Here is an 18,896-nt window from a genome sequence, read left to right as displayed (position 1 = left end):
TTGGAAAACAGGCCCCTATATTCAGGTACGATTTTCTTTTCTAGCAATAGGTAGTGTAGGGTCAATAGAAATATTACTTCGCGTATTTACTTTCGAAATCGTTCGAAGCTTTGTTGACGTCATTGGCAGCGGTTTCGAAGGCGTTATTAATATTTTCTAGCAATTGTTGTTCGGTTTGAGGGTCTTCTTTTTTATTGGCGCGTATATCAATTAGCTTCGGATAATCGTCGGTTACAATTTTTTGATAAGCTTTCAAGCCGCTTAATATCCCTTTTTGAAGCACTTCGTCACCATTAAAATCGCCCGCTTTTTCTACTTTTGCAATCTGCTCACTTAAACTTGTTTCCCAAGCTTTTCTTACCTCTGATGCTTTGCTGTAATCGGCAGCAGTCATGGCAGCGTTCATGTCGTTAATATGCTTTTCGTTGTCATTAATTACGGTCATTAATTCATTGTTATACGCCGCAGGATCTTTTGGTTGACTGCAATTATAAGCGGTCAGTAAACATAAGATCATAGATAAACCGATAAATACTTTTTTCATGGAAATTCTTTTAAGATAAATACTTTTTTAGAGCAAAGATAATTTCGCATTTAGTACGTGTAAATCGCTGTTTTTAGGGGTTTTTAAGGAAGCAATGAGCTTAAAGCGAGATGGTCAGCTTGTTGCTATTCTTCTCTCAGACCAGCGACCGAATTTTATCGAAGATCTTTTAACTGCTTTAATACTTCATCCACTGTTTGTGAAATGGTTACTTTATTTCCATTGACTAAGTTTAGTATGGTTTGTTGTGTGGGTGTGGGGTTTTCTAAGGGATAAAACGAAAAAATCTGATCAATATGTATCCATTCAGTCAATCCTGTTGGATGCATTATTTTGATAAATCTTGTCATATGCGAAAAAACGATGTTTGAATGCAGGAAAAAATAAAGATATGAAATTTTATTTAGCTAATGTGAGAATCTGGCGATGTTTCGGTGTTTTCATGGTTTTTTGTTTGCTTGTTTTTATCGAAAAGAAGTGTAGTTGGCGATAAATAGTTTTTTTTCTCTGTTATTGAAGTGATTTTGTGTTTCTCGCAACGTTAGTTCTAAGTAAATACTTGACAGACTGCTGCTGTTGTGATATACGTAATTTTTTGATTGTCCGATGAGAAAAATATGCTTCTTATTTCCGGGAGGAAATAAGAGATTGCTGAATATTGCAATGTAAAGAGCACGCAATTTCGGAAAATCCATTATGTGTAATATTTTCTGCTATAAAACTCTTCGAATAAAGGACTAACCACTATATTTATATTTTACAATTTTCTCTTCTTAATGGAGAGATAAAATCATTTTAAAGCTGAGGAGCTTACTTCATATGGAATATATTATAGCCGTGGATATTGGAACTACGAGTACAAAGGCTTTGGCTTTTAATTTACAAGGGCAGGTGATAACCGAACACCGCATGTCCTATCCGGTTATTTCTCCTTTACCCACTTATAGTGAACAAGATCCCGAAGTCCTGTTCGAAGCCGTCATCAACTGTATCGCCGCAGTGCGTCAAGTTATGAATGGAAATCAGGCAGCGACGGCATTACGCGGTATCAGTTTCAGTAGTGCGATGCATGGCCTTATGGCCGTAGACTCAGCGGGAAGGCCGCTAACCAATTGTATTATCTGGGCGGACACCAGGAGTGAAGCATTTGCGACGCAATTAAAGGGCACATCTTTAGGCCACGATATATATTTGAAGACAGGTACACCTATTCATCCCATGTCGCCACTTTGCAAGCTTGGGTGGATGAAAGAAAACCAGGTTGATATTTTTAAGGCGGCATATAAATTTATCTCTATTAAGGAATACGTATTCTTTAAATTATTTGGAACCTATATCGTTGACGTATCCATAGCTTCTGCCACGGGATTATTGGAAACGGCTAAGCAGCAATGGTATAATCCTGCATTGTCGTTACTAGATCTTTCTGCCGAGCGTTTATCTTCATTAGTGCCGATTACGCATATTTCAAGAGGCCTAAACGCGCACTATGCCGATTTTATGAGGCTTCCGATCGATACTCCCTTTATTGTAGGTGGAAGTGATGGCTGTTTAGCCAATATAGGTGCACAAGCCATGGATGCAGGCGTTGCCTCTGTTACGATTGGAACCAGTGGGGCTATACGCGTGGTATCAGACAAACCGGCACGGGATGAAAAGGAACGGATTTTCAGCTACGTAATATCACCTGAAACCTATGTGCTGGGTGGGGCAGTGAATAACGGCGCCAATATTCTGCAGTGGTATCAGGAAGGTTTTGTGTCTTCAAATGGACAAGCGTTGGAGGAAACAATTCCCTTATTGACTCAACAAGCCGCTGCGATAAGCCCCGGATCCAATGGTTTGGTTTTCCTGCCTTATTTGACAGGCGAACGTGCTCCCCATTGGGACGCAAATGCAAAAGGCGTCTTCTTTGGTGTTCAAAAGCATCATAAACAAGCCCATTTTATTAGAGCCATGATGGAAGGTGTACTCTTTGGCTTGTACAGTGTGGCGCGGGCTTTGGAGGAGGCCTCCGGTTCTTTCCGTTGCATTTTCGTGAGCGGCGGTTTTGCCCGATCAAGTGATTGGGTACAAATGCTTGCAGATATATTCAACAAACAAGTATTTGTTCGAAAGACCATTGAAAGTTCAGCGATGGGAGCGACCATTGTTGGTATGAATGCATTACAATTAATCGATGGCTTTTCTATTTATAATGATCAAGATGTAACCATTTCTTCTTTTTTGCCAAAACAAGCGGACCATGAGGCTTATATGAATAATTTTAAAATTTTCGAGCGATTGTATATCAAATTAAAAGACGAATTTTAACGTAGTTCAGTATACTTGCGAGATAAGGAGCATTTAGTTAATTTTGCTCTCAATTAAAATTATAACCGATGAGGCTAATTTTTTCCGTTAGAATTGTTATGTATAGAGATAGGGCTTAATAAGAGCACTTCTTTAACACTTATCTTATTTCAGGACATCTCCTGGAACATTACTTTTATTTTAGATTCTGTTTAACATCCTTGAGTTCAATAGGTTCTTGAGGTATTAATCATTTTTTTATGGAAATCTCTTGGAAAAGAAAGTTTCTCGTTATCTGGACGGGTCAATTTATATCCTTATTAAGTAGTTCAGCAGTTAATTTTGCGGTTATCATTTGGTTGAGCATAGAAACGGGCTCCGCAGAGGTGTTAGCTTATGCGGCTATTGCCGGTCTTTTGCCACAAGCTCTTATAGGGCCCTTTGCCGGTGTCTTCATCGATCGGTGGGACCGAAAAAAGACGATGATTTTTGCAGACGGCTTTATAAGCATTTGCACCATCGCTATGTCCTTACTTTTTTATGCAGGTCATTTTGAGTTAATATATATCTATTTGTTGTTGGGACTCCGCTCGGCTGGGTCTGCTTTTCATATGCCAGCCATGCAAGCGTCTGTGCCTTTGTTGGCACCTGAATCGCAGCTATTACGTATAGCGGGTATTAATCAAATTATCCAATCTGTTTCCAATATTGCGGGACCCGCATTGGGCGCATTTGCCATCGGTCTTTTAGATATTGGTCATGTTCTTTTACTCGATGTTGTTGGCGCTTTTATTGCAATTTTGTCGTTACTGTTTATACGTATTCCAAATCCAGCTCAACAAATATTAGATAAAGCAAGTATTGAACAAGTAGGACGGGATATCGTGATTGGGGTCCGTGCCGTTACAAAGAATAGAGGACTATCTTATTTGTTTCTTTTTTCCATTTTAGCCACGTTTTGCATTATGCCGGTAGCCGTCCTTTTTCCGTTGTTGACATTACAGCATTTTGGAGGTGGCAAATTTGAAATGAGCTTAATTGAAGTCGTATGGGGAATAGGAATGTTAGTGGGAGGCGGGTTATTAGGGGTTTTTAAACCCAATGCCAGTAAAGTTATTTTAATTAACTACATGCACATACTGTTGGGCCTTTCTTTAGCTATTTCCGGTATGTTACCGATGAACGGTTTTATTTTCTTTGCAATTTTAACCGCCATTGGCGGTGTCGCCGCCTCTATTTATAACGCGAGTTTTACGACGATTATTCAAGAGGAAATTGATCCCGCTATGATGGGAAGGGTATTTTCCATGTTCTATAGTATTGCGATATTACCCTCCGTCATCGGTTTGTTGAGCACGGGGTTTATAGCTGATTATATTGGAATCGGCCGCACGTTTTTTATATTAGGCGGAGCAATTGTATTAATAGGTTTGATTTCTTTTACGGTATCTCCGTTGATGGCACTTGGACGCCGGAAAGAACGATCGGAAGTTGAACAGGATGAAATAAATTAACAAATTTAAAAAAAGTATGGCTAAGGTAGTAATCTACATAGGAAGTCTTTTGGTAGTTATAGGCTGTATTATGTACTTTACCAATTCTAATCTGAATTGGTTCGGAAAGCTCCCTGGGGATATTCGCATAGAAAAACCGGGATTCACTTTTTTTATGCCCATTACCAGCATGGTCATCTTATCTGTTTTTATAAGTTTGTTGATTTGGATGTATCGGAAATTTTTGGAATAACCGATACATCGAATGCAGCTGCCTAACTTTTTTCTGCCTATCGGAATAGGTATATTTCCTTGGACTGACTTGAGAATTTGCTAAAAGGCTTCGTTCAGTCCGAGGAAAAAACCACGGGCGCCATATCGACCAAAAGCATAATCGAGGCAAAGATTGGTGCGGGTCGCTTTGTTGAAGAGTACACGAAGTCCTGCTCCTCCCCCTGGTTGCCAACGCTGGAATAGCTTAGTGCCTAGATCGTCATTCGCAGTTTGTACATGGAAAAAAGTAACACCACTCAGGAACTTGTTTCGTGTAATGGGGAAACGATATTCAACTTCCGAATAAAAATACAATGGACCCTTAAAATATGAAACGGTATAACCCCGGCCACTCCGGAAACTTGGGTCTTTACCTGTACCAGGTAGCTCCAAATAAGGTAGGGCTCCACTGACGAGATAAGAGCCCCAATTCCAGAATGCGATAACATGTTCAGGGTTGCGTTTCGACAAGCTCCAATATTTGCGAAAATCGGTCGTAATCTGTACAGCACTTTGGCTACTTCCTATCCATGTTTGATTAACGCGGATGCCAACGTCGGAATAAATACCTTTATACGCACGATTTTGATTATCGCGGGTAGTATATTGTACATTGAACAGGAAGCCATTCGCCATATAGTCTTCTTGCTTAAAACCATATCGCTCGTTATAGATATGATAAGGAGTAAGTCCCTGATCTATTTGTCTGTCTACAATTTTCCTACGGATATCAAAAGATACACCTGCTCCGAGAAATAGGTTTTCCTGAATCTGTTTGTAGATTTTTTCTCGGAAGTTATAGTATTGTGCATGTTGCGTATAGCCTCTACGTTCGGGATTGGTCAATACCCGGTCTTCGTCAGTGTCACCGCCCGCGTGCCCAATTCCAATCCCAAAGTCGGGTGATACGGTTCTTGCAGCTACTAAGCTTCCTTGTAAATTCCATTTATTCCCGGGTGTGTAAACGTTATGACTTAAGTAAAAGTAATGATGCCTTTTGTAGTAATCGAAGCTGAAGTAGCAGCAACCGACATCAACGTGTTGGGGTCGTTTCCTAAAACTTTTCCTGCCACTGCCTTAATTCCAATCTGGGCTCCAATACTTGGATTGTAAGCTATATTAGGCATAGGGGTAATACCTGATTTCTTCTTAAGCGAATCAGGTTTTCTCTTAGGATGGATAATGTTCCTTATTAAATCACTGATATCATATTGATAAAAAGTTGAATCAGCTTTCTGCTTAGGTTCATCTATTCTCACTGCAGTTGTATCTTGTCCGTAGCTAAATACATATACATTTAACAAACAGAACATGCTTAGCCATGTCTTTAAGTGTTTTTTAAACGTTTGGTGCTTACGAAGAAGCGACTTCCGGGAATTAAACGAGCTGTTAAATTTCAAAATATTCTTCTTTGTTTTAAACATGTTCAGAACGAACGTAAACAATTTTCAATCCAAAAATTTCAATTGCTTTTCGCCCGAGCAATATCCATAACACGAAATGATTATTTTATGTTTAGATGATTCGTGTAATATTTCTATCGATAAAGCAACATTGGTAAAATAAACATTTCGTTTTCTTACAATTTTGAATGGTTCATCAAGCCGAATTTTGCGATATAAATATAACGTTATGACAAGCAAAGCATCTATTTTAATAGTCGGCGCAACGGGCGCGGTAGGCACACAATTAACCGCTTATTTAGCTGAAAAAAATGTCTCATTTAAAGCGCTAACAAGGGAAGGCGCAAAACAAACAAGCTTAATTCAATATAAAGGGGCGGAGATTGTTCACGGAGATCTTGCCAATATGAATAGTCTCAAAAAAGCATTAGAAGGGATAAAAAAAGTATTTCTGCTAACAGATTCCTCTGAACAGGCCGAATTCTTGCAGTTAAATTTAGTGAAAGCGGCGAAAGAGGAAGGTGTTGAACACTTGGTTAAATTGTCCCAATTTGCAGCAGATCCGGTTTCCCCTGTGCGTTTTTTAAGATATCATGCTGTGGTTGAGCAGAAAATAGCGGCCAGTGGCATACCTTATACTTTTTTACGACCTAATTTATATATGCAGGGGCTATTAGGTTTTAGAAAGCTTATTTCCGAACAAGGATTGTTTTTTGCGCCCATTGGCAATGCTCGTATAAGTTTAATTGATATCCGCGATATTGCTAGGGTGGCTGGCGAAGTGCTGACTGGTAAAGGACACGAAAATCGGATTTACGATCTTACAGGCCCAGAGGCAATCACGCATGAGGAAATAGCTGCTTGTTTTTCAGAAGAATTGGGTCGGCCCATCCGATTTATAAATGTAGGACCCGATGAAATGTATCAAGAGCTAATTCGCTTCGGGTTTCCTCAATGGCAGGCGGCGGGGCTAATAGAAGATTATGCTCATTACGCTAGGGGAGAGGCCGCAGGAGTAAGTGCTGCGGTAAAAACAATAACAGGCAGATCGCCCCGGAATTTTCGAACTTTTGCTCAAGATTACGCTTCTTTTTTCTAATGCGTACTTTCTAACGCCTAGTCGCGAAATCTTTAGCAAATAAAGACTTCGCGGCTAAGCGTACATCTACAAGTTTAGATGTATTCAAAATCTGCTGTTTTAGGGAAGTTTTCCATACCTTCAAGTACGATTGGAGGGACAGGGCGTGCTAATTTTCGTTTGATGGTATCCATCCAACTTCCTTCCACTTTAAGAAGGGCGTGTAATGTATCCGTTTCCGCTATAAAGCTGTGTTGAATTACCCAAAAAGAAGCGTCGCGTTTCATTTTCAGAACTTTTGTGTCAATATATATACGGGAAGATAATCGGATTTCCCGTTTAAATACGCACTCCTCTTTAAATAGTACCGGCCCAAAATGTTGATCGATCATAACAGCAGCATTTATGCCGTAACGATCTAAAATTGCAATTCTTTCCTGGGCTGCAAGGTCATAATAAACACTATGTCTCAAATGAAAATTAGGATCGAGATCTGCCCACCTTAAATTTAAAAATTCCATTGTCCTCTAATTTATTTCCAACTATTATTTGATCGGTCGATGTCCGGAATTTTATGCTCGGGATCTAATTCAACACTTATTATTTTTGATTGCGTGCTCACATTAAACGTAGCATCAGCTCCCCGTTGCCAAATTTCTACAGGAACGGTGAAATTGTGAACTGTACCATTACTTTCTTTAATGCGTGCCAAAATAGGCATAGCCATTTGTTGTTTGTTTTCCACCGTGATAATTACTCCGTTTTTTGGTTCTCCATTTACATAGCTCACCCCTTTAATGGCTTGATCTAACTGCCAATTATTATAATACCAAGCCCTCCAAAACCAGGATAGGTCTTCTCCTGCACCGTTTTCTATCGAACGGAAGAAGTCTGCCGGTTGTGGATGTTTATAAGCCCAATTATGAATATATTGTCGGAATGCGTAGTCGAATCTTTCCGGTCCGAGAATGACATCCCTAAGTAAAACCAAACCAAAAGCAGATTTGAAATAGGCGAGAGGATGCACATATTTACGATCCATGGCGTCGGGAGGCGTCATTAGCGTATTAGCTTCTCCGCTTTCCGCAATCACTTTAACAATTTCATCCGCCGGATGTCCACCTCCCGGTGCATACTCACCGTCTCTTTTGGGAGCAAATTCCCCATCATTAAATTCTTCCTGCGCCAAAATATTAAGAAAAGTATTGAATCCTTCATCCATAAAAGGATAACGACGCTCATTAGATCCTACGATCATTGGAAACAAGTATGTCCTATTTCGTGTGATGCCAAAAGATACATGATATAGGGTTTCGCTTGATAACCATTAAAAGCCATGCCGGGAAACTCCATGCCGCCAACAGGCCCAGCGACGCTGGTAGCTACCGGATATGGAAATGCAAACCATTTTTTTGAATAGTGTTCCACTGAAGCTTTGATCATTTCCGTTGACCTTGGCCAAGCAATCGAGTCGGTTGTAGATTCAATAGGATATACCGACTGTGCCAAGGCTGTTTTACCATCCGGTAGATTAATGCGCGCTGCGTCCCAAATAAAAGCAGAGGATAACGCCCAGGCTACGTCGCGCGTATTTTTCATATTAAAATGCCAGGTTACCGTGCCACGTTTGTTTTTTGTTAAGCCTTCTTTTAATTCTGATGCTGAGCGTATCATGACCGTTGCGTCCGATTCTTGAGCTTTGGCAAGCCGGGCTAATGTTTTCTCTGTTAAAACTTCTTCTTTATTGATTAGATCGCCTGTAGCAACGACCAAGGCACCGGCGGGTGCGGTTATCGAAAAATCAATATTTCCATAATCGAGATACATTTCTCCGCTACCCATAAAAGGTAGCGTATTCCAGCCATAATAATCATCATAGACACATAAGCGCGGATACCAATAAGAAAATTCAAAAATCTTACCGTTTTTAGTATCTAGATAGCCGGAACGCCCTCCACCGCCCTGTTTCTGTAAAGTATAAGCATATTTGATGGAAAGCTTGAGTTGTTCACCCGACTTTAGTGGGTGAGCTGCCAGTCGGATCTGCATGCGGGTGTCTTCAATTAGATAACTTGCATCTACCCATTCCCCGTTCCTTTCTATTTTAACCGAGCTGATTAGATAGCCTTTACGCGCATCTACAGCTGCGATCGGTGCTTGTATTCGATTCCCTCGTGTACTAGCCAAGGTATTGTTTTGGTCCAGCTGAAGCCAAAGTTGGTCTAGTTTATCTGGGCTGTTATTCTGATAGCGGATTTCCACTATTCCCTCCAAATTATAGTTAAGTGTGTCAAAAGATGCCTGTATACGGTAATCTGCCTGATTTTGCCAATATTTAGGGCCAGGTTTGCCACTGGCACTTCTGTATTCGTCTCCTTTATAGGTATAGAAGTCCGGTGCAAAGATTTTTTCGGGATAAAATTGAGCAAAGGCGTCTATCACGCTAAACTCCATCGCTATAAATAATGAGAAAAAAAGCGTTAAGATTTTTGTGGTTTTCATTGAAGAACGAATGTAAAGGATGGAAAATTCTATTAAATTGCTGTTGTCCGGGATTTGCCAGTGTAAAAATAGCTAATCTGGCGGACGTTTATTTAAGATAAATGCTGTTTCGTTCTGAAACCAATTAAAAATCGTCTTTATCTCTCTTCTTTTGATGCGAGCCTGGCCGAAATATTAAACGTAGGGTAGGATCATTGGTAATAAAAGACCACATCCAGCTGAATATCAGCTTCATCTTATTTCTAAACCCTATTAAGGGGATTATATGGATAAATAACCAAAGCACCCAGGCAAAAAATCCTTTAAAAGAAAACTTTGGAAGATCAGCTACTGCTTTGTATTTGGAAATGATGGCCATGCTTCCCTTATCTTTATAGTGAAAAGATTTTTGTTCTTGACCGCTAACTGCCCGGGATAAATTCTTTGCCAGTAATTTTCCCTGTTGTATAGCCACTTGAGCAAGCTGTGGGTGGCCCTCAGGAAAATGGGGGTCCGTTGTTTGATAGCATATATCGCCAATGGCAAAAATATTGGCAGTATCTACTACTTTATTAAAAGCGTCGACTATAATCCGCCGTCCCCGGGTTATAACCTGCGATGGTAATCCGGGAACTTCTCGTGCTATAACTCCCGTAGCCCAGATAAGCGCTTCCGTCTCAATTGTCCTTCCATTCGACAAGATGACACGCCCATTGAGGTAATCCTTTACTGCCGCATTTAAAATCACATTAACACCTAACTTGGTTAAAACTTTCTCCGCTTCTTGTTGGGCAGTTTTACTCATAGGGCCCAGTAATACAGGCCCGGAATTGACAAGGTAAATATGCGATCTAAAATCTTTGATCTCAGGATATTCTTTTGCCGCTATATAACCGCCTAATTCAGCCAACATTCCCGCAAACTCAACACCGGTAGGCCCACCTCCCGCCACAACAATATTAAGTAAGCCATCTCGCCGAGCGGTGTCCTGCATTCTGACTACTTTCTCCATATTTAAGAGAATATGGTTGCGTAAATGAAGGGCTTCGTCTATTGTTTTCATGGGTAGCGAGTCGTTTTTTACCGACTCCATGCCGAAATAGTTTGTCTCTGTACCTAATGCGAGAACAAGGTAATCATATGATAAAGTTCCTGTATCTGTATCGATTGTGTTTTCCGATACATTCACTTGAATTAAACTACCCATGTGAAAACGCAAATTATCTTTTTTCTGAAACATTCGGCGAAAGGGGTAGCTAATATTGGACGGTTCAATAAATGCGGAAGCGACTTGATAGAGGAGCGGAGGGAAAAAGTGATAATTATTTTTATCCACCAAAGTGATTTCGAATCTTTTATCCGATTCGATGGATTTTATGAAATTAATGCCGGCAAATCCACCGCCAACAACTACTATTTTCATATATGTTATTGTTTTTTGTTTTAACAATACCAGGTCCTGAATCCTAGGTTAATTTTTTGAATTTCTGATCCAGCACGTGCAGGTCACCTATTTAACTGGTACAAAGTACATATTGTTTGGCATAGAAAAGAATCGTCTTCGGCTCTTATTCGTAATTATTAAGTTGTAATGACTAATTTAGGTAACAGGAAGGAATACATTTTTACGGATAAACATGAAACTACAAGCTTTATCGCACGGTGTCTTTATAAGTGGCTAAGAATAGCTATAACAATATCATGGTTTTTTAGGATGTTTTCTTTTCAGGCAGCTCATTATATTTGAACCAGTCTTGGAGTTAGTGAGAACTATTGAAAAGAAATATCTTATGAAAAAGAGATTGTTGATTTTTGTTTTTTTTACGATTGGCGTCATCCCAATTACTAACAGCCAACAAAAAGAAAAAGATATAAGGCAAGGACCGTTGGCAATTGAAGGTTGGTTTTTTAGAGCGATTAGCGGCTATCCGGTGTCCATTACCTTTGAACCCCTTGTGCTATTTAAAAACGGCGATTATTTTGAGGTAGGTGAAGAGCCGCTCGATGAAGTGGAGATTGGTACTTCCAAACAGCAAAAGCCGAAAGCTTGGGGCAAGTGGCAATTAAAGAACGGTGTCTATTACCTCACTAATTATAAAGGAAAAACTGTTGACTACAAATTAGGCTCAGGAAATTGGTTCCCAGCTTATGCATATCATAAGAGCCTACCATTAAAAAACGTATATAAGCGGACGAGCGGCGGAGACTATGGCAACGGTACCCATGCACTGATCATTAATAAGATTAGCTTTCTAGATAATCAGTACTTCGAAGAAGGAACTAATTCAGGCATCAGTACACCGAGCTCCGCTGCCTGGAAAAAAGTAAAAATGCCGGCACTTATACTATTGATGAACATACGTTGACTCTTCGTTATAATGACGGTCGGGAAGTACGTCGCTCGTTTGCAGTAGGTGCTTCAGGTAGTCCGGCAAGGCCTTCTATGAATATGTTATTTATTGGGGGAGATGCCTTTGTTGATGCTGATTAAAGTTACTGTATTTAACAATAAGAAAAGTGCCGCTAACTAGTAATTACTTTATGCTTAAATAACTCGCTTTCCTCCATAAGTAATGCTTCTTCCAGCGTAAAAAAAGCATCTTGCTGATAATCGGGAAGCGCTGTTAAACGTTGGAATTCATCAACATCCACTCCGATGGGTATAAATACATAAGATTGCTGATGATGCTGTCCGGGCGCGAAAAGAACGGTGAAGCCGTCCTCCTTTAATTTATTCAGTAACTCGTGTGTTAATGCTTGCTCCATGCTGCAAACATACTTAAATTAAAATACAATTGCCTCGCCGATATAAACCCTTTGATAGCGCTTCGCTGTTTTATAAAGAAGCAATACGTTCAAATATACGCGCGACAATTTCTGCGCCCGGGTCCGGTACACTTTTTAATACAGCTTCGGACAGATATGCGGAGCGGCCGAATTTGGTCTTGGTTATATTCTTTGTTCCATCGGCACCTTTTCGAGCTTGCTTCGCTACTTCCTGAAGATCCTTTTGTTGAGCCAATGCTTCAAAAGCGGGTTGCAGTGCATCCACCATGGTGCGATCACCTACTTGAGCCCCGCCGTATGTGTTCATTTTCTTTAATCCTTGCAGAAGCGCTTGCCCCATGTCTTGTAAGGTTGAAAATTCATTTCCGGCGGCGGTAAACAGGATGGATAAAAGAACACCACTGGAACCACCGGTTTCCCTTGATAAGATACGACCTATACTTGACAATAATTTTTCAGGCTCATTTAAAGGTAGTGCATGAATGGACGATAACAAGCGCCGTCCGGCAATTGCAAAAGTAGAGCCCGCATCCCCATCGCCAACTTGTATATCCAATTTATTGATTTCCGCTTCCGACAAAATCAAAAGTTCAGCAATGCATTCTATAAATTGTTGTACACGACTATTGCTTGATGCTTCGTACGGAATGGTTTTAGGAAGCATCGGGTGTGGTACAACGTTCGGTTTCGAAAACGTCTGTATTTGCCAAGTAGCGAGATTAACAGGTGCTATTAACGCCCTTTCAAGGTCGTTATTTAACGCGAGCAGCGAAACGGAGAAGCCGCTCATGTTAATAGACGACATCAGTGCCGCCGGGCCAACAACATATTCAACCTTATCGGCCAAATGTGTTTTACGAAAACTATTGAGCAATAAGTTCATTTCTATTGGACTTACACTTCCCATGTTGTTGAAAATCATGGCGTATTTTCCGTTCTCTTCAGGTAAGTGCTGTGCTAATTTGTCGACCACCAGCTCCATGAGCTTATCAGCTTGTGCGTAAGGAATAACTTCTATTCCGGGTTCTCCATGTATACCCAAGCCTAGTTCAACTTCATTGTCATTTAATCGCATGGTAGGTTCTTGCCCTAAATGTTGACATTCGGTAAGTGATAGCCCGATGGATATCGTGTTATCAATCACATGGTGTGCTGCCTCTACAATTTCCTGCAGCGACTTGCCTTCCTCGGCTAGATACCCTGCTATTTTATGAACGAATAATGTCCCCGCCAGACCTCTTCTTTTTACATCGGTGCCAAGTGCAATATCATCATCAACGGTTACAATCTCGACCTGAAGACCAAGTGCTCGTGCTTGTTCCGCAGCTAGGCCGAAATTGAGCCGATCGCCTGTATAATTCTTTATAATAAGTAGACACCCTTTAGAACCAGCCGTAGCTAAGATGGCTGATAAAACGGCATCAACGGATGGAGAGGCAAATATGTCTCCGCAAACGGCGGCTGTTAGCATCCCTTTTCCTACAAAGCCGGCGTGGGCAGGTTCATGCCCGGATCCGCCACCGGAGATGACTGCAACTTTTGACTTGTCCCAATCTTTGCGTAGTACAACACGTACTTCTGGGAAACTATCCAATTTAACCAAATTAGGATTAGTTAAGAGTCCGTCTATCGCTTCATTTACGATTTGATCCACTTTATTGATAAAGAATTTCATGATCGATTTTTTTGGCAAGTTAATGAAGAATTTCTCTTAGATGTTCATTTATTGGTAAGATTGTAAAACTGAAGAAGTTTTATGCGTTATTTTTCGTTTTCGAAAAAAAATACTACAAAAAACGCATAATCCAAAGATTTCTTTTTAAATTGGCCTTACCATTATAAACGTATTAAATCAAGGGATTAGTTTTTTATAGCTGTTCGCTTTTCGATGTATGAAGAGTTTGAACTTCATGTTTATTTAAGTTGTTTGCCACCTAATTAACTAAACAAAATGATATGAAAAAATTAAGACAATTTCTGTTGTTTCTTTTTGTGCTGAGTTCAAGCTATGCCTATGCACAAGAAAAGACCATTCAGGGTAGGGTTATTGATATAAACACGGGAGAAAGTTTATCCGGTGTAACGGTAACCATCAAGGGCACCGAACGGCGAACACAAACCAACGCACAAGGTATTTATGAGCTAGTTGCCACCCGCGGAAGTATCCTTGTGTTTTCTTACATAGGCATGGAACCATTAGAACTTACTGTCGGCGCTGAAACACGTGTTGATGCCCGTTTAAAACCCATCGCCTCCGGATTAGACGAAGTGGTGGTGACTGCTTTAGGTATTCGAAGAGATGAGCGTTCGTTAGGATATACTGCGCAAAAAGTGACAGCTGAAGAGCTCAACTATAATAAGCAACCTAATATGGTAAATGCTTTACAAGGTAAGGTTGCGGGAGTTACCATCAGTAGTACCGGTGGAGCACCCGGGCAGGGAGCAAGGATCCAGATACGGGGTATCAACTCATTGGATCCTGCACGGGATAATCAGCCCTTATTTGTGATCGATGGCGTATTAATGGATAACAGTACATCCGTTCAAGGCGAAGGAGCAGAAGGTAGAGGATTGAGCAATAGAGCGGTTGACGTCAATCCTGATGATATAGAAACCATTAATATCTTACGAGGAGGCGCCGCTACCGCTTTATATGGTTTACGGGGTGCCAATGGCGTGGTCGTTATTACCACGAAGTCAGGTAAGTCCGGTAGTTTGAAAATTGACTATCAAGGAACAGCCGGTTTTGAAAACGTTGCGCGTTTCCCCGAGTTGCAAAACACCTATACGCAGGGGTGGCAAGGAGAGTATGATCCAGCGTCTTTCTGGCCGTCTTGGGGACCAACGGTAGCCGACGCACGCGCTATTGATCCAACGCATCCTGCCCAGTTATATGACCATGTTAAAGATGCGTTTAGGACAGGTTCTCAGTTTAAAAATACGTTGACATTGTCGGGTGGCTCAGAAAAGATTACTTTCCTATCTTCCTTGTCCCAGCTAAATCAAGAAGGGGTATTACCGGCGACAGATTTCAAGAATTACCAGGCCCGATTGAATACGACCTTTAAATTAAGCGAAAAGTTCAATGGCGGTGTCAACATGAGTGTTAATAATTCGGGTGGTTATCGGGGTAATGCCGGTAGGTACATTGAGCAATTAATTTATTGGTCGCCCCGTCATGACGTGAATGACTATTTAGAAGACAATGGCACGATGCGTTCTTACGGAACAACGACCAACCCTCGATACGTAGCCGAAACCAATCGTTTTAAAGATGACGTTTTACGATTTATAGGAAATGTCAACTTCTCCTATAAACCAATTGAGTGGTTAAACCTTTCTTATCGGGCCGGAATAGATACTTATCGTGATAATCGTTTGGGCACGGCCCTAGGGTTTAGAGATTTGGTAGGTGAGCGATTGGTGGAAGAAAACGGAACCGATGCGAATCCCGGGCTAGGTTTCATGCGGGTTTATAATCAAAACTTCCGTTCCATCAATAGCACTTTCATTGCAAGCGCTGATCACCAGTTTTCAGATGATTTCGGTGCGACTTTACGGTTGGGACACGATTTATACGATCGTTATATCAGGCGGGAAAATACAGAGGGATCTAATTTAAGTGTATATGATTGGTTTTCATTACCAAACGCCAAAACAATTCAGGCTGACACTTATGAAGAGAAATACAGGCTCATGGGTATTTTTGGTGAACTTTCCTTTAACTATAAAAACTATCTATATTTAACACTAACCGGTAGAAATGATATCACTTCCTCCTTGGTAAATCCACGGAACTCCTTCTTTTATCCATCTGCCACACTTAGTTATGTGTTCTCTGATCATCTGAAATTGCCTGACGGCATTGATAATGCCAAGTTCCGTTTCTCCTATGCTAGGATCGGTAAGGACGCTGACCCATATTCAACCAGTCGTGGCTTAGCAATCTACCGCGGTCTCCCCACAGGGTATAGTGGGTTTACGCGACCAAACTTATTAGGTGACCCACTGTTGAAGCCGGAATTTACAGACACCTGGGAAACCGGTTTAAGCATGGCTTTCTTACAAAACAGATTAAGTTTCGATTTTAATTATTATCATTCTGTAAGCAAAGATCAAATTATTAAGATTCCGGTATCTTCAAGTATCGGTTATGTGAACGCCGCGGTTAATGCGGGCAGTATGCGCAATCAGGGGATAGAGCTCTCTGTTAATGCAAGACCTGTTCAGTTCGATGATTTCAGTTGGGATACGCGCTTGAATTTTTCAATGAACAGAAATAAAGTTTTATCGCTTCGGGAAGATTTAACGCAAATAGAGGCGGGAAATGAATTTGGTTATTTGAGTTCCAACGTATACATGTGGCTGATCCCCGGAGAAGCCTATGGCGACTTATATGGTCGGGTATTAAGACGTTATTATACACCGGACGAAATAGCGCAAGGTTTGGATCAATCGGATGAAATTGATCCGAACAGACCACTTTTAATAGGGGATAACGGTTTTCCAATACTGGATGCGGTTGCTAATAAGAAGAAGTTAGGAAATGTGCAGCCGGATTGGTTAGGAGGATGGAGCAATACCTTTAATTATAAAGATCTGTCTTTATCCTTTCTTATTGACGCCCGAGTGGGTCAGGAGCGATATAATCAATTAGCGAATTTTTACTCAGCCTTTGGCATGGCCAAGTACACGGAAAATAGAAATGACCATATGGTTTTTGAGGGTGTATTGGCAGACGGCACACCAAATACAAAGGAGGTATGGCTCGGTCAGGGTGTTGACCCTGCCACGGGACTTAATTATGGCGATGGCTATTATAGAATCATCCACCGCGGTGTATCCGAGAACTTTGTAGAAGACGCTTCATGGGTACGCCTTCGTTCGGTTTCGTTAGGATATCGATTTCCACAAAAGTGGTTGCAAAATAGTTTTGTAAAAAGCGTTCAGTTGTCGGTCACCGGAAACAACTTGGCTTTATGGACAGATTACTCGGGTTTCGACCCGGAGAGCACAACAACAAATAGCGGTTCTAATGTGGATGCTTTTGCGGGAATGACTTATCCATCCGTTAGAAGCTTTTTGTTTACTTTAAATGTTGGTTTTTAAACATACGATTATGAAGGCAAAATTTATATATATAGCGCTACTGGGAATTATTTTATGTTCAAGTTGCAAGGATTATTTTGATCTGAACGAAAATCCCAATTTGGTGCAAGATCCACCAATCAATGCCATGTTGACAACAGCGACGCAAAAAGCAGCGTTGAATATGCAACAGTTTGGTCTGATTACAAGCTATTATACGCAATATCTGGCAAATCCCTCAGCTAGTGGGGCAGCTGACACCTATCAAGTAACGGATGATTCAGAAGAATGGAATGACGTTTATTACGCAATGGCCGATCTATATGATATGATCCAAAAGGCCGATTCAACAGATGCGTTTCACCATGCAGGAGCAGGTAGAATATTGATGGCTTATCAGCTAGGTTTGGTAGCCGATGTTTGGGGAAGAGCCCCTTTCTCACAAGCCTTTTATGCTAATGATATATTAACGCCGGCTTATGACAGTGAGGATGCACTGTACAGCGAGTCCCTTCAACTGATTGACCGAGGAATAGCAGACCTACGAAAAACCGGCGTTACAAGCGAATTGGATGAAACCTCGGATTTAATGCACCACGGAGATGTAAGCGCATGGATTAAAACTGCCTACGGATTGAGAGCACGCTTGCTGAATAAGCTGTCCAAAAAGTCGAGCTATGATCCAACGGCTGTTCTCGCCGCATTGGATAGCTCTTATCAATCAACGGATGACGAGTCTAGCATGAATACTTTTCTAGGTATAAATCCATGGGCGCAGATTGCTAGAAATAATGCTAATAATCTATTAGGTGGTTGGTTATCAGATAATTTTGTTAATCATCTGAATGGGGCTACCTATGGTTTCGAAGATCCGCGCATCGCTAAAATTACTGATAAGACTATTAATGGCAACTACGTTGGAACTCGCAATGGTCAGGGCAATGTTGGAGGTCCGAATACAGTCCACGATGAATGTTATATCAGTACCAATTCACCTCTTACCGCAGAAGCAGCTCCGTTGGTTATTATGACTTACGCAGAACTTAAATTTGTTGAAGCAGAGGCTGCATTACGTGTTGGAAACAATAATCGTGCTTACGAGGCTTATTTAGCAGGCATCCAAGCCCATATGGACAAACTGGGCGTGGCTGTTTCTGATAGGGATGCGTACCTGCAAAATAGAACGGTAGCAGTTGGAGCAGCTAACCTAAGTTTGGAACTGATCTTCAAAGAAAAATACGTTGTTACCTATTTGAATCCCGAAGCTTGGAATGATATGCGAAGAAATGACTATCAATATAAAGATTTTAGGTTGCCATTGAACGCTTATCTAAATAATTTTATTAGACGAGTTGCTTATCCCGCTGATGAACGTGGCCGAAATAGTAGTAATGTGCCGGCAGATGAGCCCTTAGATACCCCACTTTGGTGGGATCAACCTTAATAGCTATCGCTTA

The 18,896-nt window shown here is 41.0% G+C and carries 17 protein-coding genes; 7 read left to right on the top strand and 10 right to left on the bottom strand.

The window, feature by feature from the left end; genetic code table 11:
• Positions 1 to 73: 73 nt before the first annotated feature.
• Positions 74 to 544, bottom strand: coding sequence for an LIC11966 family surface protein (locus tag QT327_RS03180; RefSeq protein WP_130858457.1), 471 nt, complete (start codon positions 542 to 544; stop codon positions 74 to 76).
• Between the two features lie 155 nt (positions 545 to 699).
• Positions 700 to 894: a hypothetical protein gene (locus QT327_RS03175; RefSeq protein WP_013667783.1), complete on the bottom strand. Its 195-nt coding sequence runs from the start codon at positions 892 to 894 to the stop codon at positions 700 to 702.
• Between the two features lie 469 nt (positions 895 to 1,363).
• Between QT327_RS03175 and QT327_RS03170 the strand changes: the two genes are divergently transcribed.
• The 3 genes from QT327_RS03170 to QT327_RS03160 all read left to right on the top strand — a co-directional run bounded on the left by QT327_RS03170 (position 1,364) and on the right by QT327_RS03160 (position 4,582).
• Positions 1,364 to 2,857 (top strand): gluconokinase, encoded by a 1,494-nt coding sequence (locus QT327_RS03170; protein WP_130858456.1) that lies wholly within the window; start codon positions 1,364 to 1,366, stop codon positions 2,855 to 2,857.
• A 239-nt stretch (positions 2,858 to 3,096) separates the two neighbouring features.
• Positions 3,097 to 4,350: an MFS transporter gene (locus QT327_RS03165; protein ID WP_149105977.1), complete on the top strand. Its 1,254-nt coding sequence runs from the start codon at positions 3,097 to 3,099 to the stop codon at positions 4,348 to 4,350.
• A 16-nt stretch (positions 4,351 to 4,366) separates the two neighbouring features.
• Complete coding sequence (locus tag QT327_RS03160; protein ID WP_013667779.1) at positions 4,367 to 4,582, top strand: DUF2905 domain-containing protein; 216 nt, start codon at positions 4,367 to 4,369, stop codon at positions 4,580 to 4,582.
• Positions 4,583 to 4,662: 80 nt separating this feature from the next.
• Here the strand turns inward: QT327_RS03160 and QT327_RS03155 are convergent, their stop codons facing one another.
• Together QT327_RS03155 and QT327_RS03150 are read right to left on the bottom strand one after the other, a co-directional pair.
• The gene (locus QT327_RS03155) at positions 4,663 to 5,448 is read right to left on the bottom strand and encodes a BamA/TamA family outer membrane protein (RefSeq protein ID WP_289551996.1); all 786 of its coding nucleotides are present in this window, start codon (positions 5,446 to 5,448) and stop codon (positions 4,663 to 4,665) included.
• Between the two features lie 128 nt (positions 5,449 to 5,576).
• The gene (locus QT327_RS03150; RefSeq protein ID WP_289551995.1) at positions 5,577 to 5,915 is read right to left on the bottom strand and encodes a hypothetical protein; all 339 of its coding nucleotides are present in this window, start codon (positions 5,913 to 5,915) and stop codon (positions 5,577 to 5,579) included.
• Positions 5,916 to 6,234: 319 nt separating this feature from the next.
• Between QT327_RS03150 and QT327_RS03145 the strand changes: the two genes are divergently transcribed.
• Positions 6,235 to 7,104: an SDR family oxidoreductase gene (locus QT327_RS03145; protein WP_130858453.1), complete on the top strand. Its 870-nt coding sequence runs from the start codon at positions 6,235 to 6,237 to the stop codon at positions 7,102 to 7,104.
• Between the two features lie 74 nt (positions 7,105 to 7,178).
• Here the strand turns inward: QT327_RS03145 and QT327_RS03140 are convergent, their stop codons facing one another.
• From QT327_RS03140 to QT327_RS03125, 4 genes are all read right to left on the bottom strand, one after another.
• On the bottom strand, positions 7,179 to 7,604 hold the full coding sequence (locus QT327_RS03140; protein WP_130858452.1) for an acyl-CoA thioesterase: 426 nt from the start codon (positions 7,602 to 7,604) through the stop codon (positions 7,179 to 7,181).
• A gap of 11 nt (positions 7,605 to 7,615) precedes the next feature.
• The gene (locus tag QT327_RS03135) at positions 7,616 to 8,341 is read right to left on the bottom strand and encodes a M1 family aminopeptidase (protein ID WP_289551993.1); all 726 of its coding nucleotides are present in this window, start codon (positions 8,339 to 8,341) and stop codon (positions 7,616 to 7,618) included.
• Positions 8,338 to 9,585: a gluzincin family metallopeptidase gene (locus tag QT327_RS03130; protein ID WP_289551992.1), complete on the bottom strand. Its 1,248-nt coding sequence runs from the start codon at positions 9,583 to 9,585 to the stop codon at positions 8,338 to 8,340. Before QT327_RS03130 ends, QT327_RS03135 begins: the two co-directional genes overlap by 4 nt.
• A gap of 124 nt (positions 9,586 to 9,709) precedes the next feature.
• Positions 9,710 to 10,987: an NAD(P)/FAD-dependent oxidoreductase gene (locus QT327_RS03125; protein ID WP_130858450.1), complete on the bottom strand. Its 1,278-nt coding sequence runs from the start codon at positions 10,985 to 10,987 to the stop codon at positions 9,710 to 9,712.
• A 367-nt stretch (positions 10,988 to 11,354) separates the two neighbouring features.
• Here QT327_RS03125 and QT327_RS03120 point away from each other — a divergent pair, with 367 nt between their 5' ends.
• A complete protein-coding gene (locus QT327_RS03120) occupies positions 11,355 to 11,930 on the top strand; it encodes a hypothetical protein (protein ID WP_289551991.1) in 576 nt (191 codons plus the stop codon).
• A 157-nt stretch (positions 11,931 to 12,087) separates the two neighbouring features.
• Here the strand turns inward: QT327_RS03120 and QT327_RS03115 are convergent, their stop codons facing one another.
• Both QT327_RS03115 and QT327_RS03110 read right to left on the bottom strand, forming a co-directional pair.
• Positions 12,088 to 12,330: a hypothetical protein gene (locus QT327_RS03115; RefSeq protein WP_130858448.1), complete on the bottom strand. Its 243-nt coding sequence runs from the start codon at positions 12,328 to 12,330 to the stop codon at positions 12,088 to 12,090.
• 70 nt (positions 12,331 to 12,400) lie between these two features.
• Positions 12,401 to 14,026 carry a dihydroxyacetone kinase subunit DhaK gene (locus tag QT327_RS03110; protein WP_130858447.1) on the bottom strand — a complete coding sequence of 542 codons (1,626 nt, stop codon included), beginning with the start codon at positions 14,024 to 14,026 and terminating at the stop codon, positions 12,401 to 12,403.
• Between the two features lie 281 nt (positions 14,027 to 14,307).
• Here QT327_RS03110 and QT327_RS03105 point away from each other — a divergent pair, with 281 nt between their 5' ends.
• Positions 14,308 to 17,460, top strand: a complete 3,153-nt coding sequence (locus QT327_RS03105; RefSeq protein ID WP_130858446.1) for a SusC/RagA family TonB-linked outer membrane protein — start codon at positions 14,308 to 14,310, stop codon at positions 17,458 to 17,460.
• Between the two features lie 10 nt (positions 17,461 to 17,470).
• Positions 17,471 to 18,883 carry a SusD/RagB family nutrient-binding outer membrane lipoprotein gene (locus QT327_RS03100; RefSeq protein ID WP_130858445.1) on the top strand — a complete coding sequence of 471 codons (1,413 nt, stop codon included), beginning with the start codon at positions 17,471 to 17,473 and terminating at the stop codon, positions 18,881 to 18,883.
• Positions 18,884 to 18,896: the final 13 nt, after the last annotated feature.

It is taken from the genome of Olivibacter sp. 47 (genome assembly GCF_030372825.1).
GTDB classification, from domain to species: domain Bacteria; phylum Bacteroidota; class Bacteroidia; order Sphingobacteriales; family Sphingobacteriaceae; genus Olivibacter; species Olivibacter oleidegradans.
This window is presented reverse-complemented; position numbering and strand designations above follow the sequence as displayed.

Excerpts from the sequence above, each read along its gene's own strand:
- QT327_RS03120 (WP_289551991.1), top strand. The coding sequence starts at position 11,355 with ATGAAAAAGAGATTGTTGATTTTTGTTTTTTTTACGATTGGCGTCATC.
- QT327_RS03160 (WP_013667779.1), top strand. The coding sequence starts at position 4,367 with ATGGCTAAGGTAGTAATCTACATAGGAAGTCTTTTGGTAGTTATAGGC.
- QT327_RS03170 (WP_130858456.1), top strand. The coding sequence starts at position 1,364 with ATGGAATATATTATAGCCGTGGATATTGGAACTACGAGTACAAAGGCT.
- QT327_RS03125 (WP_130858450.1), bottom strand. The coding sequence starts at position 10,987 with ATGAAAATAGTAGTTGTTGGCGGTGGATTTGCCGGCATTAATTTCATA.
- QT327_RS03165 (WP_149105977.1), top strand. The coding sequence starts at position 3,097 with ATGGAAATCTCTTGGAAAAGAAAGTTTCTCGTTATCTGGACGGGTCAA.
- QT327_RS03110 (WP_130858447.1), bottom strand. The coding sequence starts at position 14,026 with ATGAAATTCTTTATCAATAAAGTGGATCAAATCGTAAATGAAGCGATA.
- QT327_RS03175 (WP_013667783.1), bottom strand. The coding sequence starts at position 894 with ATGACAAGATTTATCAAAATAATGCATCCAACAGGATTGACTGAATGG.
- QT327_RS03145 (WP_130858453.1), top strand. The coding sequence starts at position 6,235 with ATGACAAGCAAAGCATCTATTTTAATAGTCGGCGCAACGGGCGCGGTA.
- QT327_RS03115 (WP_130858448.1), bottom strand. The coding sequence starts at position 12,330 with ATGGAGCAAGCATTAACACACGAGTTACTGAATAAATTAAAGGAGGAC.
- QT327_RS03140 (WP_130858452.1), bottom strand. The coding sequence starts at position 7,604 with ATGGAATTTTTAAATTTAAGGTGGGCAGATCTCGATCCTAATTTTCAT.
- QT327_RS03105 (WP_130858446.1), top strand. The coding sequence starts at position 14,308 with ATGAAAAAATTAAGACAATTTCTGTTGTTTCTTTTTGTGCTGAGTTCA.
- QT327_RS03180 (WP_130858457.1), bottom strand. The coding sequence starts at position 544 with ATGAAAAAAGTATTTATCGGTTTATCTATGATCTTATGTTTACTGACC.
- QT327_RS03100 (WP_130858445.1), top strand. The coding sequence starts at position 17,471 with ATGAAGGCAAAATTTATATATATAGCGCTACTGGGAATTATTTTATGT.
- QT327_RS03135 (WP_289551993.1), bottom strand. The coding sequence starts at position 8,341 with ATGATCGTAGGATCTAATGAGCGTCGTTATCCTTTTATGGATGAAGGA.
- QT327_RS03150 (WP_289551995.1), bottom strand. The coding sequence starts at position 5,915 with ATGTTCTGTTTGTTAAATGTATATGTATTTAGCTACGGACAAGATACA.
- QT327_RS03130 (WP_289551992.1), bottom strand. The coding sequence starts at position 9,585 with ATGAAAACCACAAAAATCTTAACGCTTTTTTTCTCATTATTTATAGCG.